Consider the following 16,425-nt stretch of genomic DNA (forward strand, 5'->3'; position numbering starts at 1 on the left):
TTATGGCGCGTACCGATTACTGATAAACTCCCGAACACCTGTCTGCCAATCAAAACCGTCAATGGCTTTTCCCAGCAATGCTGCGGTTTTTTCGGACCCCAAATCCAGCTGTTTTGCGTCGGTCAGCATCAGGTTGCTCCTGGGTTCGCTTGACCGATGGTAATAACTGTTTTCATTGTGCAAGGCTTGCAACTTCCAGTCCCAGCCTATGCTGATAGGCGGAGCCGTGTTGCTTACCCACTCTGTGTATCCTGTGATTTCCGCTAGACTGGCTCCTTGCGCTGGTTCGGCAGGGATATCTTCGTCCAGGCCTGAAATCAGCTGTACCAGCGGGATCTGCTGAAAGGCATCAAATGTCAGGCGTACATAGCCATCATGAGATAGTGTAATCGTAGGCATCCAGGCGTAGGAGATTGCAGTAGGTTCTTGAGTAATTTTCATGGCGTGCTTCCTGGGTAAACGTTAGTCAGTCCAGATAAACACACTACATAAAGCCAGTAATAATGGCTAGTGTCAAGATTGACAGCTTGTATTTTTTGCTCAACGCTGGTATTGCTTTTTCGAGTTATAGTATGACTGTGCGCTAACAACAAACTAATAACTTCTTTAGCAGGCTTAACCGTGAGGCCTTGGCAAGACGACCAATTACATTTATTGCAATCCACTCAGCACGAAGATGAGTTGTTTCAGGAGGTTTTGGCACTTTCAAAACAGCTTGGGTTTGAGCATTGCGCGCACGGTTTGCGTTTGCCTTTGCCTTTGTGTGAGCCGAAAATAATAATGCACAACAGTTACCCCGCCGTCTGGCAGACGAGATATCAAGACAAAAAATATCTGGCGGTCGACCCGACTATTCAGCACGGAATACGTACCCCGCGGCCGCTTGTCTGGTCTGACGATGTCTTTCGTTCGGCTCCCGAGTTTTGGGAGGAGGCGCGCTCGTTTGGTTTGTGCGTCGGATGGGCGCAGTCGGTACGTGACGGCGCCGGGGTTTGTGGAATGACGACCTTTGCGCGTTCAGCTGAGCCATTGACCTCGAAAGAACTGAGAGAAAAGGAATTTGAAATGGCTTGGCTGGCGCAAACGATTCATGTTGGAATGACTCGCTGCCTGCTTCCGAAAATCATGCCGGAAATCGATGTTATATTATCAAGCCGTGAGCGCGCGGTATTGCGCTGGACTGCCGAAGGTAAAACCGCAGGAGAAATATCGAGTATCCTGAATCTCGCCGAGCGCACAGTCAATTTTCATATTCGCAATGCCGTCGCCAAATTGAATGCTCCCAATAAAACCTCCGCTGCGATCCGGGCCACTGTTCTTGGGCTGTTGTGATAATTGGTTATTTTGCGGGGTAACGCATGGAAACAGAAGACTCCGATGAAAAAAGCTTTAGCTACACAGGGAATTCCACGCACAGTATGGGCATTGGGCTTTGTCAGCCTGTTCATGGACTTGTCGTCCGAGCTGGTGCACAGCCTGCTGCCGATTTTTTTGGTCAACACGCTGGGCGCCGGTGTGTTGACTGTCGGCGTGATCGAAGGCGTTGTCGAAGCCACTGCATTGATTGCAAAGGTGTTCTCCGGGGCGATCAGCGATTTTATCGGTCGGCGTAAGGGACTGATTCTGCTGGGGTACGGCCTGGCGGCGTTGACCAAGCCGCTGTTTCCTCTGGCAACCTCTGCAGAGATGGTGTTTTTGGCCCGCTTTCTCGACCGCATCGGCAAGGGCATACGCGGCGCGCCGCGCGATGCGCTGATCGCCGACGTGGCGCCGCCCGCAATACGCGGCGCCTGTTTCGGCTTGCGCCAGTCCATGGATACCGTGGGCGCGTTTCTCGGTCCGCTGCTGGCGATAGCGCTGATGCTGCTGTTTCACGACGATATCCCCCTGGTGCTGTGGTTTGCCGTGGTTCCGGCGATGCTTACCGTGATGCTGATTGCGTTCGGCGTCAGCGAACCGGAGCGCGAAGAAAAATCACACACCTTTCACTCTCCGATCCATATCGATGTGCTGCGGCGTTTCTCGCGCGGCTACTGGTGGGTGGTGATCGTTGGCGCGGTTTTTTCGCTGGCGCGATTCAGCGAGGCTTTTCTGGTGCTGCGGGCGCAACAGACCGGGCTATCCATGACCTGGGTGCCGCTGGTGATGGTGGTCATGTCCCTGTTTTATACGCTATCCGCCTACCCGGCCGGCAAGCTTTCGGACCGTATCAGCCGCACCAGCATGCTGGTTATCGGTCTGGTTTTATTGATAGCCGCAGACGTGATTCTGGCGCTGGCGCAATCTGTACTCGGGTTGATGGTCGGCGTGAGCCTGTGGGGTCTGCATATGGGGTTCAGCCAGGGGATATTGGCGACGCTGGTCGCAGACACCACGCCGCGCGAGCTCAAAGGCACCGCCTTCGGTATTTTTAATCTGGTGAGCGGTATTTTCATGCTGCCCGCGAGCGTCGTCGCCGGCTTGTTGTGGCAAACATACGGATCGGCTGTATGTTTTTACGCGGGCGCGGTGTTTGCCGTGCTGACGCTGGCGCTGGCGCCGCGTTTGCCACATAGGAAATATCACATTGATTGATAAGCTATTTTTCTATTCAAAACGCACGCGAGGATCGACCAGCGTGTAGGAAATATCAGTCAGCAGCAGCCCGACGATATACAGCACCGACCCCAGAAAAACCATTGCCCGTACGATTGCGAAATCCTGCAGGTTGATCGCGTCCAGGGTGTAGCTGCCCAGCCCTGGTATGCCGAAGAAGGACTCGCTGAGCAGACTGCCCATGAACAGCAGCGGCAGCAAAACCACGACGCCGGTCAGGATCGGAATCATCGCATTATTCAATACGTGGCCGAACAGAACGCGCAGCTCGCTCAAACCCTTGGCGCGCGCGGTGCGAACATAGTCTTTTTCGACTTCTTCCAGAAACAGCGCGCGGTACCAGCGCACGCTGGAGCCGGTGCCGCCGACTACGCTGATGATGACCGGCAGGATTAAAAAGCGGATCGCGCCCCAGCCGTCTTCGTAGCCGGAAATCGGCACCAGACGCAGCAGCTTGCTCATGACGAACTGTCCACCGATGATAAAAAACAACGGCGATACCGACATTAATATCACGCAGGCCAGCGTGCCCCAGCGCTCGACGTAGGTCGTGCGAAACAGCACCAGCAGCAGCGCCAGACTCACATGCACCAGCAGGCCGGCCAGCAGCGACGGCGCCGCCAACGCCAGCGACGGCCACATGCGCTGATATATATCGGCGCTGATATCGCGCCCGCTGTCGGAGCGTCCGAAGTGAAAAAGAAATAACCCCAATGATTTACTGTAGAAAATGGTTTTCGAGACTTTTTCTGCGCCCTCGGCGCTGTCGTTCCACAACAGCGGCAGGTCGTAGCCGCGTTCATGCTTCCATTTGGCTATGCCTTCCTGGGTGACGTGCTTCTGTCCGAGGTGCATGCGCGCCATGTCGTCCGGGCTGTTGACGACAAAAAACAGTACGAAAGTCAGGATATTGACACCGAGCAGCAACGGAATTGCGTACAGAACGCGGCGGATCAGATAGGCGGTCATGAGATGCTCGCCCGTTGCCGTTTGCGGTAGCTGAGCCAGGCCGGAACCAGCGCTGCTATCAGTATCAGCAGCGCAGCAATGAAGGGCCAATACACCGGACGGTTCCACGCGCGGCGGTCGTGTTCGCGCAGTACCGGATCGATATGCAGATATTTAATTTCGTTGTTCGCCATCTGGTTGGGTTTCAGGTTGGAATACCAGGCATGATGCAGCGCGAAGCCTTTGGGGTGATAACCGAACAGCCAGGGCGCGTCATGGCGGATGATGTCGTGCATCTGCCGGATCAATTTCAGCCGCTCGGGGCCGTCGTCCATGCTGCGCATGCGTTCGAACAGCCGGTCGAATGGTTCGTTGCGATAATTTGAAGCGTTTTCGCCGCCATTGGCAACTTTGGCGTTGGGGCCGTACAGCAGAAAAAAGAAATTTTCCGGGTCGGGATAATCGGCGTTCCAGCCCAGGGTATAGATTTGCGCATTGCCGGCCTGAATTTTTTGCTGAAACTGGTTGTAGTCGGTGGCGCGTATTACCAGTTGTATGCCCAGTTTTGCAAACTGTTTACGATACCAGTTCATCGTCGCTTTGCTGTCCGGGCCGTTGGCCGAGGTATCCAGATACAGGATTAACTGCTTGCCGGTACTGCTGTCGACCCCTCCGGGGTAGCCTGCTTCTTCCATCAGCTTCTGCGCCGCAGCAAGGTTTTTTCGCTGCGCTTCGCCGTTAACCCAGTCGTAAATGAAGGGATTGATGCTGGCCTCGCCTTCTTCGTTTCCGTATATGCCGGGCGGGATGACGCCCTGCGCGGGAACGCCGCGACCATTGGCGAATATGGCGATGAACTCTTCATAATCCACGGCGATGCCGATAGCCTGACGCAGTTTAATAGCGCGGTCGGTGGCGCCGCCCAATATCGGGTCGAGCATGTTAAAGCCCATGTAGAACAGGGTCGTGGCGACAGAGGTTTTCAGCTCAATACCCTTTTCCTTCATGGCCGGCGATAATTCCATCGCGCCTTGTCCGCTGAATTGGACTGCTTGATCGAAATTATCAGAAGATAAGCCGGATGAATCGTAATAGCCCTGCAGGAACTTGTTCCAGTACGGTATGGACTCTTTTTCCAGCGTATAAAGGACGCGATCCAGAAACGGCAGTTTGTGGCCGGCATCGCGCAAATAACCGGCAGCGGCGTCGCCGGCCTCGCCCTCGGCGGGGTAATATTCTTCGTGAAAATTCGGGTTTCTACTCAACAGCATGCGCCGGTTCGGATTATTTTCGCTCAGCATGAAAGCGCCGCTGCCGACCGGAAACCAGTCGAGGCTGATGTTTTTGGCGACCAGGCCGGGCTGGGCGTAGAACGCGTCGGCTTCCCACGGCATAGGCGCGAAAAACGGCATCGCCAGCCAGAAGCGGAACTGAGGAAATTTACCCTTGATGCGTATGATTAAATGGTGATCGTCGACGACCTTGACGCCTTCCAGTTTGTAATTGCGCAGATCGAAAAAAGCCTCCGGCGGCTGTTTGCGAAAGTCCTGCTCCAGTTGCTGCCCAAGCTCCTTCAGGCCGAATATATAGTCCTGCATCAGCTCGGCTATGGGCGAATGCAATTGCGGATGAACCAGGCGCATGATTTGATAGAGGTAGTCTTGCGCGATGACTTCACGTGCGGCTGTTTCCTCAAAATCACCTATGCCGTGGATGTTGCTCAGCGCATCCTGTGTCAGCGCATGATACCGGTAATTGCCGTCCGGCAAGCGCGCAAATGCGGGGTGAGGCTGATAACGGATGCCGGGTTTAATCTGGATATCGTATTCGCTGTAGGCGACGCTATCGGCGGGAGCCGAATCGGGCAACGGCTGTAAGCCTGAGTCCAGCAGACGTATCGTCGGCAGCCCGGTTGCGGTAAGCGGTTCCAGCGTATAGGGGCGTTTCAGGTAGTTGTACTGGTACAGCGGTTCGTAGATTTGCGCGATCAGTCCGTATTCGTTGTCGCTGTAGGCGCGAGCCGGGTCCAGGTGCTTGGGGCGTTCGGCGAACGCCATGTACAGCGTGTTGCCGACCGCCGATTCGGAGGGATAAGGGTCGTTCGGAGGGCGCTGTTTATCGCAGGACGCCAGCGCGATAAGGGTAATGAGTAGAAGGAAAAATTTCATGATATTTATCAATCCTCACTCAGCCGCGTTCGCCGAGTGAAAACCACGCCGGGTAAGAAATCGCCGGTTTCTGCCGGGATCATGGTCAATTCGTTTGTACAGGCGTACGCTGTGTCGCGGCGCCTTGACGTCACGACACGGTTATCGTTAATCGGCAATATCTTATTTATCCAGCGCCATGTCGCATTTGATTGTGATGCGTAAAATAGTTGTTTTGACGTCCTTCGTCAAGGAATCAAGCGTGTCAGTAAACGCCCTTTGAGTTCAGGTATTGTCCGAAAGCTTTGTCTACTTTCATGATGTGGTTGTATAGCCAATCCTTCAGGAAGGCAAGCGTATCCTCCCTGACGCTTGTGCCGTTTTCTTTAAAATCCCTTTCAAATTGTCTTATGTTGTCAATGAATTTACCGTGCTCTGCCATATGTGCGCTGGATTCAGGGTACGCATGTAACCCCATTAAATATTGCTCAATTGAAAAATGCGCTTCTGTATAATCAAAGAGTTCTTCAATGATCTCTTTCATTATGCGTTTATCGGAATCCTGATCCGGGTTGATTACGGTATCGTGTAGTATATTGATAAGTTCTACCAATCTCTGGTGTTGGTCATCAATTTCCAGTACCCCGACAAGGAGGTCGTCGCTCCATTCAAATAATGTCATAACTGCCTCGTTTGTTTTTTGGTAAAACCGGTTATATTTCGTGTTTATGCTTGGCGTTGCGGTTTTCGATCCAGCGGATGAATTATGCAGTGGATATATGAACTTTATCGCACGCGGAAGTTTTCAGGTTCTTTGGGTTGGAAACAGCGGGTGGTTTTTATAATCCGCCTTCTTTTCGTAATCTGACAATTGCGGTTGCAACCGCGTTACTGGCCTGTCCATAAGCGGAATGGAGCCCAAGAGCAAGTTCCGCCTCATCGTATTTCCGGGCGTTGATAAGCGTCGCCACCTTGCCGGCTTCCTTGTGGAAATTGGCGTGTTTTTCAACACAAACACTATAAGATGCCAGTTCTCCGAGGCTTCTTTTTCCATCTCCATGCAGCCATTTACCCATGTCGCAACAATTGTCTTTCCCTATGGTTTCGGTATCCAGAGTTTCTTTTTTTATCATGGCTGCACGAAGTTTGTTTTCCATTCAGCGTGTTTATGTAAGGCTTCGCCCATGTCCATATTTTATCCCCTGATATATTTATTGGTTTTATGCTGTGACAATGATTGTTGTTTTTAACAGGTAAATCTATTCCTGGTTGCGTTTTAAGTTGCATGCAGGTAGTAACCGACCCATCTCATCCGCTGACGCAAACGCGCTTCGGCGGATGAAATTGGGTCAAAATACACGTCTTTTAACCTGCTACGTCAGTACTTTTCACAAAGGTTCGATAAGTCTGCATGCCTCCTGAAAGGATGCTCACTTGAAACCCTGCCTGCTTTAGCGTCCGTGCAGCATAATACGCGCGTTGGCCAACCCCGCAAACCAGGAGGATTTCCCGGTCTACCGGCAGTTCAGCCAGACGCTCCCGTAATGTTTCCAGCGGAATATTCAATGCATCCGGCATGTATCCGGCATCGAATTCAGCAGGGCTGCGAACATCCAGGATCAATGCGTCGGTGTTGGATATATCGTTCCAGTTCGCCAGCGCCAAATCACCGCGAAGCACGTTGGATGCAATCATGCCGGCCATATTGACAGGGTCTTTGGCTGCGCCGAACTGCGGCGCGTAACAAAGCTCGAATTCTTCGAGATCGTAAACCGTTGCGTCCTGCATCATTGCTGTAGCAATGACGTCGATACGACGCGCGACATCAGCCTCGCCAATTGCTTGTGCGCCTAGAATTCGGCCATCCCGTACAGAGAACAGCAGCTTCATGTGAATCGGTTTCGCGCCTGGAAAATAACTCACATGATGACCGGGGTGCAGAAACACGGCCTGAAAGTCTTCAATGCCTGCGCGTCTTAGCGCTTTTTCACTGACGCCGGTAGTGGCTACGGTGAGACCGAACACTTCGCATACGGCAGTGCCTAATATGCCATCAAAAGTCAGCGGGGGCGGTGCATCCTGGCCCGCCTTACATCTAAAGCCATAAATAATATGACTCGCGGCAATGCGCCCTTGCCGATTGGCTGGGCCGGCAAGCGGCATCAACTGCCATTCGCCCGTAATGCGGTTTTTTACCTCTACTACGTCGCCCACTGCCCATATATTGGGATCACTGGTGTGCAGAAACTCGTCAACGCGAATACCGCCTCTTTCTCCCAGCTCCAAACTGCACTTTCTTGCTAACGATACCTCCGGGCGCACGCCAATTCCGAGGATGACCAAATCGCTCTCTATCGCTGATCCTCTGGATGTTTGTAGCGATAAACCCCCGCCTTCTTTGGCAGTAAATGCTTCAACAGCTTCGCCCAATCTGAGCTGCACACCGCAAGTTTGTAGCCGTTCGGCGACATAAAAAGCCATTTCAGGATCCAACGGAGGCAAAACCTGGTTGGCCAACTCCAGCACCGTGACTTTCAGTCCTAGCCCGGCCAGATTTTCAGCCATTTCCAAACCAATGAAACCGCCTCCCACCATTACGGCACTACCGGCGTTGGAAACGGCTGCCTTGAGTTTTCGGCTATCGGGGATGGTGCGCACCACATGTATTCCGGGCAGATCGATTCCCGGTAAGGACGGCCTGATGGGCGTAGCTCCTGTCGCCAGAACCAAAGCATCATAGTGTTCGAAATCAACTTCGCCCGACCTCAGATCACGTACTTCGATCATGCGCGTCTCGCGGTTGATGGCAACCACTTCCGTTTCGGTTCTGACATCGATATTGAAGCGCTCACGAAACAGTTGCGGCGTCGCCACCAGTAGCTTGGCTTCGGACTGAATGACATCGCCGACAAAATACGGCAAGCCGCAATTCGCAAACGACACATGCGGCCCGCGCTCAAACAGGACGATATCGCAGTTTTCACACAGGCGTCGTGCGCGGGTAGCACAGGATGCGCCTCCAGCGACGCCGCCGACGATTAGAATGCGTTTCTTCTTGCCTGGGTTCATACTTTCATCCCTTTTCAGTAATAATTGACAATTAATGACTTAATCGACAGCATGGAACTCTATTTATTTTTATTCAACAAATAATAAACCACCGGCACCACCAGCAACGAAAACGCGGTGGATGCAAAAATACCGAATATAAAGCTCCACGCCAGCCCTGAGAATATCGGGTCCAGGGTGATCACAAACGAACCGAACATCGCCGCGCCGGCGGTCAGGAATATCGGGCGCAGACGCGTCGCACCGGCTTCGATCATGGCCTCGACCAGCTCCACGCCTTGCGCGCGCAGGCGTTCGATGAAGTCGATCAGGATAATCGAGTTGCGCACCACTATCCCGGCCAGCGCGATCATGCCGATCATGCCGGTCGCGGTGAACAGGATCGGATTGTCGAACCCGGCAACCGGCGTCGTAAACAGGTTAAGCACCCAGAATCCGGGCATGATGCCGATGATGGTCAGCGGTATCGCCACCATGATGATCAGCGGCATGCTCAGCGAACCGGTCTGCGCGACCAGCAGCACATAGATCATCAACAGCGCCGCGCCGAACGCCAGCCCCAGGTCGCGGAACACATCGACGGTAATTTTCCATTCCCCCTCGCCGGCCAGATCGACGCTGTAGCCTGCCGGCAGCGGATGCGCTTTTTCGATAGCCCAGTAGTCCAGCACCGCTTCGACCGGCGTCTGCCCGACCATTTCCGCTATCACGTAGTTCAGACGCTTCAGGTTTTTGTGATAAATGGTCTGATCCACCGTTTCTTCGCTGATCTGTCCCAACTCGCCCAATGGCACCAATGCACCGCGCGCGGTTTTAACGCGTAGCGCCAGCAAATCGGCCACCGACGAGCGCTCGGCGCGCTGCAGCCTGACGCGGATACTCAACGGCAATCGCTCCGAGGGTTCGTGCACAATGCCGGCCTGCTCTCCGGCCAGAGCGATGCGCAGGGTAGCGGCCACATCGGCCACCGTCACGCCCTGCTGCGCGGCTTTCTGCCGGTCCAGGTCGAAACGGATGCGTTGCATGTCTTCATCGACAAAATCGTCTACGTCGCGCACGCCGTTGATGCCCTCGATATAGCCGCGCACAGTGCGCGTGACCTGCGCCAGATCGCGGTAATCGCGATCTGGCGGACCGTAAACTTCCGCAACGAAGGTCGACAATACCGGCGGGCCGGGCGGCGTTTCGACGATTTTGACGTTGCCGCCATGACGCGCGGCTATTCCCTCTATGTCGGGACGGAGCCGCAACGCGATTTGATGCGATTGCTGCTCGCGTTTTTCCTTGGACAGCAGGTTGATGCGAATCTCGCCGACATAGCCGCCGCTGCGCAGGTAGTAATGCCTGACCATGCCGTTGAAGTCCATCGGCGACGCCAGACCGATATAGGTCTGGAAATCGGTGACTTCGTTGACTTGCGCCAGATAGGCTTCCAGTTCGCGCGCGAGGCCGTCGGTCGCCTCCTGGGTGCTGCCGCGCGGCATGTCGATTACCAGTTGCATCTCGTTTTTATTGTCGAACGGCAGCAGCTTGAGCGGAACCGCGCGCGTGACCGCCAGCATTGCCGATCCGGCAAACGCCAGCAGCGTCAGCCACAAAAACAGACGCGCGCGCATGGGATGCCGGAGCAGCCCGCCCAAAGCCCAGTCGTACCAGCGATAAACGGAACTGCGTTTCAGATCGAACGGCGCTTCGTCGCCCTTGCCATATTCGCTTTGCAGCAGGTGATAGCTGGCCCACGGCGTAACGGTGAAGGCGACCAGCAGCGACATCAGCATCGCAATCGGCACGTTGAAAGCCATCGGCCCCATGTACGGCCCCATCATGCCGGTAATGAAAAACAGCGGCAGAAACGAAACGATGACCGCCAGCGTCGCAAAGATGGTGGGCGGCCGCACTTCGTCAACCGCGGTCAGCGCGGCATCGAGCGGGCTTTCCCTGCGCAGCTTGAAATGACGGTAGATATTTTCGACATCGACGATGGGGTCGTCGACCAGCAGACCGAGCGACAATATCAACGCGAACAGCGTGACGCGGTTGATGGTATAACCCGCCACCAGGTCGAACAGCAGGGTCACGCCCAGCGTCATCGGCACCGCCAGCGCGACGATCAGCGATTCTTTCGGCCCCAGCGCAAACGCCAGCAGCACCAGTATGGTCAAAATCGCGATAAACAGATGTTTAACCAGTTCGTTGACCTTGTGATTGGCGGTTTCGCCGTAATCGCGCGTAATGCTGACCGTGACGTCGTCCGGCACCAGCTTGCCGCGCAAGCTATCCACCATGTTGATGGTGCTTTCCGCTACCGCAACCGCATTGGCCCCCTTGCGCTTGGAAACCGCCACCGTCACCGCCTGCCGCTGCTCCCCCGGCGCCGCAGCCTGCGTTTCCTGCCCGCCGATATGGCGGCTGTCCGCAGCGGCGGGACCGAAGTTCATGCGCGTATAACTGCTGATTTCGGCGGCATCGCGCACCTCGGCGACATCGCGCAAATACACGGCGCGATTATCCTGTGTTTTCAACACCGTCATCGCAACATCGTCCCCGCTGTGGAACATCGGCCCGGCGTCGACCTGGATAACCTGATCGCCACGCTCGAAACGGCCTGCCTGCAGACTGATATTGGCGCTACGTAACGCGACCAGCACTTCAGGCAGGGTCAAGCCGTGCGCCGCCAGCGCCGCCGGGTCGGGATAAACTTCCATCTGGCGCGGTTCGCCGCCAACCACGGCTATTTTTCCGGCATCCGCCACTTCTCCCAGCTTGACCTTGATCTCGTCGGCAAGCCGTCTGAGCGCGGCGGTGTCGTACAGCGCATTGGCGGAAGACAGGGTCAGCGTCACTATCGGCACGTCGTCGATTTCCACCGGCCTGACTCCCCAGCCTTTGACGCCGGGCGGAATCACATCCTGATTCGACATCAGTTTGCTCCAGACCTTGACCAGGCTGTCTTCGCGGTCTTCGCCGACGTAGAAGCGCACCGTCACCATGCCTTCGCCTTCGCGCGACGACGAATACACATACTCGACGCCGTCTATCTCCCGGAGGCGGCTTTCCAGCGGCGTAACCACCAGTTTTTCCACTTCCTCGGCGGAAGCGCCCGGCATTTGCACCCAGACATCGGCCATCGGCACGATGATTTGCGGCTCTTCCTCACGCGGCATCAGCAACAAGGCGCCCATCCCCGCCAGCAGGGAGGCGATCAACAGCAGCATGGACAGCTTGGAGGTGATAAAAAGCCGGACAATTTCGGCGCTGAAGCCTCTGCGTACGGGTCCGTTGTTGATGTTACTCGCCATGACTTAAACTCACCGTCTGCCCCGCCTTCAAACCGGCCAGCACTTCGACCCATTCGGCCTGCGCTTTGCCGGTGCGTATATGCCGGAGCTGTTCGTTGCCGTCTTCGACAAGGTAAACCGATTCCAGCTGGCCGCTACGATGCACCGCCGCCAGCGGCACGAACAAGCCCCGGTGATTGCCGCAGGCTTTTTCCAGTCGGGCAAACGCGCCCGGCCGCAGCGATACGGAAGCATCCAGCCCGGCCTTGATCAACGTGGTGCGCGTATCGGCATCGAACACCGGCGAGATTTCTTCGATGGCGACCGGGTAATGATTCTGTCCGACTTGCGCCAATAATCGATCGCCCAGCTGCAGCGATGCGGCGCAGCTTTCCGGCAGCGCCGCTTCGATGCGTAGATGGCGCAGCGATTGCAGCAACAATACCGGAGCGCCCGGCATCGCGGTGTCGCCCGGCTCCAGCAGACGCCGCACCACCACTGCATCGAACGGTGCGCGCAGTTGCGTTTCCGCATCCACCGACGCGGAAACCCCGACAGCCGCGCGCGCTTCGGCTACCTGGGCGTTGGCGGTACGGGCCGCAGCCTGTGCGGCCTCCAGCATTTGCTGTGTCACAACCTCTTTTTCAAACAGGGTTTCGCTACGGCGGAGTTCGGCCGTGGTCCGCTGCGCTTGTGCTTGAGCGGCTTCCAGCGCCGAACGCGCCTGCTGCAAACGCGAACCATATTCCTTGTCGTCCAGCTGCCCCAGCACCTGCCCTGCCGTCACCCTGTCGCCTGCGCGCACCTTCAATGCTACGATACGCGCAGCCACTCGGGAGGCGACGTGAGCAACATCTCTGGACGTTACCGACGCGGGCCAGAACTGAATTTCATCGACATCGCGCTCGACCACCTGCGCAGTTGGAACGCTTTTATCGACGGCGTGGCGGCCTGCCGGATCGGCATGTCCCGGCTGGGTCTTGTGAGTGAAACCGCCTTGCATCCAGACCAATATCAGAATCAACCCCAGAACCGAGAGAGCGGCGTAAATGATTTTTTTGCGGGATGCTGCCTGCTGTGGCTCGTAATCGAATTTATTCATCAGTACACCTTGATGGTATGAATCTTTGCTCTTTGAGAGTGTGAACTCGCCGCGCAAAGCGCGCGACAAACACAACAGCGGCTACTTGCCGCCGCTCGTTCGACGCTCGGCTTCAAAGTCCGATTGAAACCAATACCCAATGGCTTTTTGCAGATTGGCCCGGGCAATCTGCACTTCGAAGCGGGCGGTTACCGCGCGCATTTCGCTCGCGGTGCGATCCGCTTCGGCTTCCAGATAGCGGGTAACGCCGGCCGCCCCGGCCCGGTATTGCTCATGCACCAGACGCAAGGCTTCTTCCGCCGATGTCTGCGCCGCTTCCGTTACCTGCCGGCGCGCTTCCACTTCGCTCAGATTATTCTTCGCGCGTTGAACTTCGGCATCGATATCGAGACGCACGCGTTCACGCGCCGCCTGCGCCTCGGCCACGCGCCGCTCCGCCGCCGACACCCGCGCCGAGGTAGCGCCGCCGCCGAAAATCTCTATTTGCGCATTGACGCCTACTGTCAGGTTTTGCTTGCTGAAATTAAATTGCGGCGATGATTCGTTCAATCCATAGGCGGCGTAGGCGTCGACACGCGGCATATGCCCAGCGATTTCGGCGCGTAGCTCTTTTTCACGCATTTCCACCTGGCGCGCAGCTATCTGCATTTCCGGCCTTTGCGCCAACGCCGTGTTCAACAGGTTTTCCGTCAACGCATGTTGGGGCGCCTTGTCGTCCTTCAGGCTTTCTTTCACCACGAGCGTATCGCCCGTTCCCAACCCCAGCAGTGTCTTTAACCCCGTATGCGCGGACTCATGCGCGTTCAAGGTTTGCAATTCGCGCTCCCTGGCCTGCGCATGCCTTACTTCCAGAGACAGCACATCGGAGCGCAGCAACGAACCCGCCTGATGCATCTCGCGCGCATGATTAAGTTCGCTGTCGACGGCGGCAAGCGAGCGGCGTGCAGCCTCAACCTCCCGCGGCGCCGTTAATACGGCGTAATATGCGGCCGTCACTGCCGCCGCCAGTTGGTTATGCAAGGCAGCGCGTTCCAGTTCGCTCACTTCCACACCCAGCTCGGCCGCTTTTTTACGGTAATAATCGCGACCGCCTTCGAACAAGGACATCGTACCCACCAATTCCGGACGGAAGTTGCCGATATAGCCCGGATTATTAATCGTTCCCAAACTCTGCGAATCAAAACGGCGCTGAGCGACAATCGCCGAAAACGCCAGGGCCGGGTTATCGGTATAGGTGTAGCCGACCTGCCCCATCAGTTTGGGATAAAAGTTAGCCGTTGCCTCAATTACCCTGGCTTCGGCCTGGCCGATACGCTCTTCCGCCGCCTGCATATCGGGGTTTTTGCTGAACGCCAGTTCCAGCACCTGCTCCAGAATCAAACCCCGGGCATGGAAAGCGCCGGCTGTTTTCGGTTCTGCGGCAGTAAACTCCACGGGCTCCTGCGCCGACGCGGAGTAAACCGGCGCCGCCAAAGCAATGCAGGCAGAAACCGGCAGCACGAGATTCGCGTGTATGTCAGACCAGGGAATACGTTTTATTGTTCTCACCACATTAAGTTCCGCTAATCAATAGATATAATAAGGATGTCTCATCTCCAGTTGCGCTGATCCACCCCCTGGAGAAAGGTCGGGTAGTGATTATTTGTTTTGTCAAGCAGCGCGCGGCGTCAGTTGGAAATAAAATATCCTTCTTTGTGATATATAAAAATTAGGTAACTATTCAGCATACCCGCTGAAGAGGAAGTGAGGTGAGTCAGGCGAGACCTTCTGCGCCCATGGATGGGCGCAGAGAGCTTCCAGGGACGGACTTGCAGCTTGTCTCGACTGGTTTTCCTCACTTCCGACGGGCTTCGCCCAGGACTCAAAAGAACTCGCTGAATAGTTACAAAATTAGTTTATTAAAAACATTGATGATTTAATGCGGTGTTTTTAATCTCGCGACGCTCTATCCGACAAGCTCCTAACCCATGATTAAATTGAGCAGGAATGATATTTTTTAAATATCTTTACCGCTTTTATGTATCCTTTCGTCACAGTTGGACTCAAGCCACATTGCGTTAATAATGGCAAACGAGGCCGAAAAACAAACGCCTAAAATCCAGGTGAAATACCACATGATTGCATCTCCTGTCATTAAATTGATCTATCAATAAAGACTATGCCGGCCTGCAACAATCCTTGCTTCCGTTACCGGTCCCCAGATCACACGATAAACCCAACGCGTATAAAGCAGTACGATCGGTAAAAATACCAACGTAATCCAGAAAGCCCATAGCAGAGTCAAATGACTGGACGTGGCGTCCCACAGGGTCAAACTGGAATTCGGATCGGTCGAGGAAATAAGCAGAAACGGGAACAGGCCGAAACCAAGCGACAGCAGAATGTCGGCTACACCCAATGAGGCCAGCACGAAAGCCAGCCAGGTAGCCTGAGTTTTCGCAATAATCCACGCGCCGAGTAAGCCGCCTATACCCAACAACGGCGCAATCCACATCCATGGATTGGACGCGTAGTGCTTAAACCAGGCTCCGGAAGGCGACATTACCACTGTTTTCGTCAACGGGTTGGATGGGGCAAAACCACCCAATGATTGCGTTATTTCGGGACGCGCCATACCGGTGAGCATCCAAAAAGCAATGATTCCTACAAACAGGACCAGCAACGGCCCCAGGACAGCGCCCGCACCACACCTTCTGTGCGCCATTTAAGAAATATAGCCCCCTGAAACAGGGTCAGCAGCAAGCCGGTTACACCGCAAAAGAGCGCAAACGGGCTCAACAAGGCCCAGAAGGAACCGGTATAAAATGAGCGCAACTCCGTATCCAGATGAAAGGGCAAGCCAATCACCAGGTTGCCGACGAGCACACCCAATAGAATGGGCGGTAACGCGCCGCCGGCAAACAAACCCCAGTCCCAAGCATTACGCCACGCAGGACAGGTCAATTTGCTGCGGTAATCAAAGCCGACCGGACGGAAAAACAGCGCGAACAGTACCAGCAACATGGCGGCGTAAAGCCCGGAGAACAGTGTTGCGTAGACGGGCGGCCAAACAGCAAAAATAGCGCCGCCCAGCAGTACCAGCCAAACCTGATTGCCCTCCCATACAGGACCAATGGTATTGATAATCACGCGACGCTCGTTGTCGCTGCGTCCCAGGAACGGCAATAATGCGCCCACACCGAAATCGAAGCCTTCGGTTATCGTGAAAACAATCGCAACAGTGCCAATCAGTATCCACCAGATCAAACGAATTGTTTCGTAATCAAACATGATGAGTCTCCCTGTC

The 16,425-nt window shown here is 55.2% G+C and carries 12 protein-coding genes and 1 pseudogene; 2 read left to right on the plus strand and 11 right to left on the minus strand.

Features of this window, described 5'->3' with window-relative positions; translation table 11 throughout:
* On the minus strand, positions 1 to 441 hold the full coding sequence (locus F6R98_RS00130) for a DUF4902 domain-containing protein (protein ID WP_228125010.1): 441 nt from the start codon (positions 439 to 441) through the stop codon (positions 1 to 3).
* Between the two features lie 180 nt (positions 442 to 621).
* On the opposite strand from F6R98_RS00130, the gene F6R98_RS00135 reads away from it, so the two are divergent.
* Positions 622 to 1,332: an autoinducer binding domain-containing protein gene (locus F6R98_RS00135; RefSeq protein ID WP_153247191.1), complete on the plus strand. Its 711-nt coding sequence runs from the start codon at positions 622 to 624 to the stop codon at positions 1,330 to 1,332.
* 45 nt (positions 1,333 to 1,377) lie between these two features.
* Complete coding sequence (locus F6R98_RS00140; protein ID WP_153247192.1) at positions 1,378 to 2,574, plus strand: MFS transporter; 1,197 nt, start codon at positions 1,378 to 1,380, stop codon at positions 2,572 to 2,574.
* A 12-nt stretch (positions 2,575 to 2,586) separates the two neighbouring features.
* Here the strand turns inward: F6R98_RS00140 and F6R98_RS00145 are convergent, their stop codons facing one another.
* From F6R98_RS00145 to cydB, 10 genes and pseudogenes are all read right to left on the minus strand, one after another.
* Positions 2,587 to 3,564 (minus strand): ABC transporter permease, encoded by a 978-nt coding sequence (locus F6R98_RS00145; protein ID WP_153247193.1) that lies wholly within the window; start codon positions 3,562 to 3,564, stop codon positions 2,587 to 2,589.
* The gene (locus tag F6R98_RS00150) at positions 3,561 to 5,711 is read right to left on the minus strand and encodes an ABC transporter substrate-binding protein (protein WP_153247194.1); all 2,151 of its coding nucleotides are present in this window, start codon (positions 5,709 to 5,711) and stop codon (positions 3,561 to 3,563) included. The genes F6R98_RS00145 and F6R98_RS00150 overlap by 4 nt, the downstream gene beginning before the upstream one ends.
* A 244-nt stretch (positions 5,712 to 5,955) precedes the next feature.
* Complete coding sequence (locus tag F6R98_RS00155; protein ID WP_153247195.1) at positions 5,956 to 6,372, minus strand: bacteriohemerythrin; 417 nt, start codon at positions 6,370 to 6,372, stop codon at positions 5,956 to 5,958.
* A gap of 157 nt (positions 6,373 to 6,529) precedes the next feature.
* Positions 6,530 to 6,847, minus strand: coding sequence for a CZB domain-containing protein (locus F6R98_RS00160; RefSeq protein WP_228125011.1), 318 nt, complete (start codon positions 6,845 to 6,847; stop codon positions 6,530 to 6,532).
* A gap of 208 nt (positions 6,848 to 7,055) precedes the next feature.
* Positions 7,056 to 8,759: an FAD-dependent oxidoreductase gene (locus tag F6R98_RS00165; protein WP_153247196.1), complete on the minus strand. Its 1,704-nt coding sequence runs from the start codon at positions 8,757 to 8,759 to the stop codon at positions 7,056 to 7,058.
* 59 nt (positions 8,760 to 8,818) lie between these two features.
* On the minus strand, positions 8,819 to 12,058 hold the full coding sequence (locus F6R98_RS00170; RefSeq protein ID WP_153247197.1) for an efflux RND transporter permease subunit: 3,240 nt from the start codon (positions 12,056 to 12,058) through the stop codon (positions 8,819 to 8,821).
* Entirely contained in the window at positions 12,048 to 13,139 is a 1,092-nt protein-coding gene (locus tag F6R98_RS00175) for an efflux RND transporter periplasmic adaptor subunit (RefSeq protein ID WP_153247198.1), read from the minus strand. Before F6R98_RS00175 ends, F6R98_RS00170 begins: the two co-directional genes overlap by 11 nt.
* Positions 13,140 to 13,220: 81 nt before the next feature.
* The gene (locus F6R98_RS00180) at positions 13,221 to 14,687 is read right to left on the minus strand and encodes a TolC family protein (RefSeq protein WP_153247199.1); all 1,467 of its coding nucleotides are present in this window, start codon (positions 14,685 to 14,687) and stop codon (positions 13,221 to 13,223) included.
* Positions 14,688 to 15,135: 448 nt separating this feature from the next.
* The gene (gene cydX / locus F6R98_RS00185) at positions 15,136 to 15,273 is read right to left on the minus strand and encodes a cytochrome bd-I oxidase subunit CydX (protein ID WP_455423469.1); all 138 of its coding nucleotides are present in this window, start codon (positions 15,271 to 15,273) and stop codon (positions 15,136 to 15,138) included.
* Positions 15,274 to 15,344: 71 nt separating this feature from the next.
* Positions 15,345 to 16,409: pseudogene (gene cydB / locus F6R98_RS00190) on the minus strand (cytochrome d ubiquinol oxidase subunit II); the annotation flags it as partial.
* Between the last annotated feature and the right edge of the window lie 16 nt (positions 16,410 to 16,425).

Source organism: Candidatus Methylospira mobilis (assembly GCF_009498235.1).
Lineage (GTDB): Bacteria > Pseudomonadota > Gammaproteobacteria > Methylococcales > Methylococcaceae > Methylospira > Methylospira mobilis.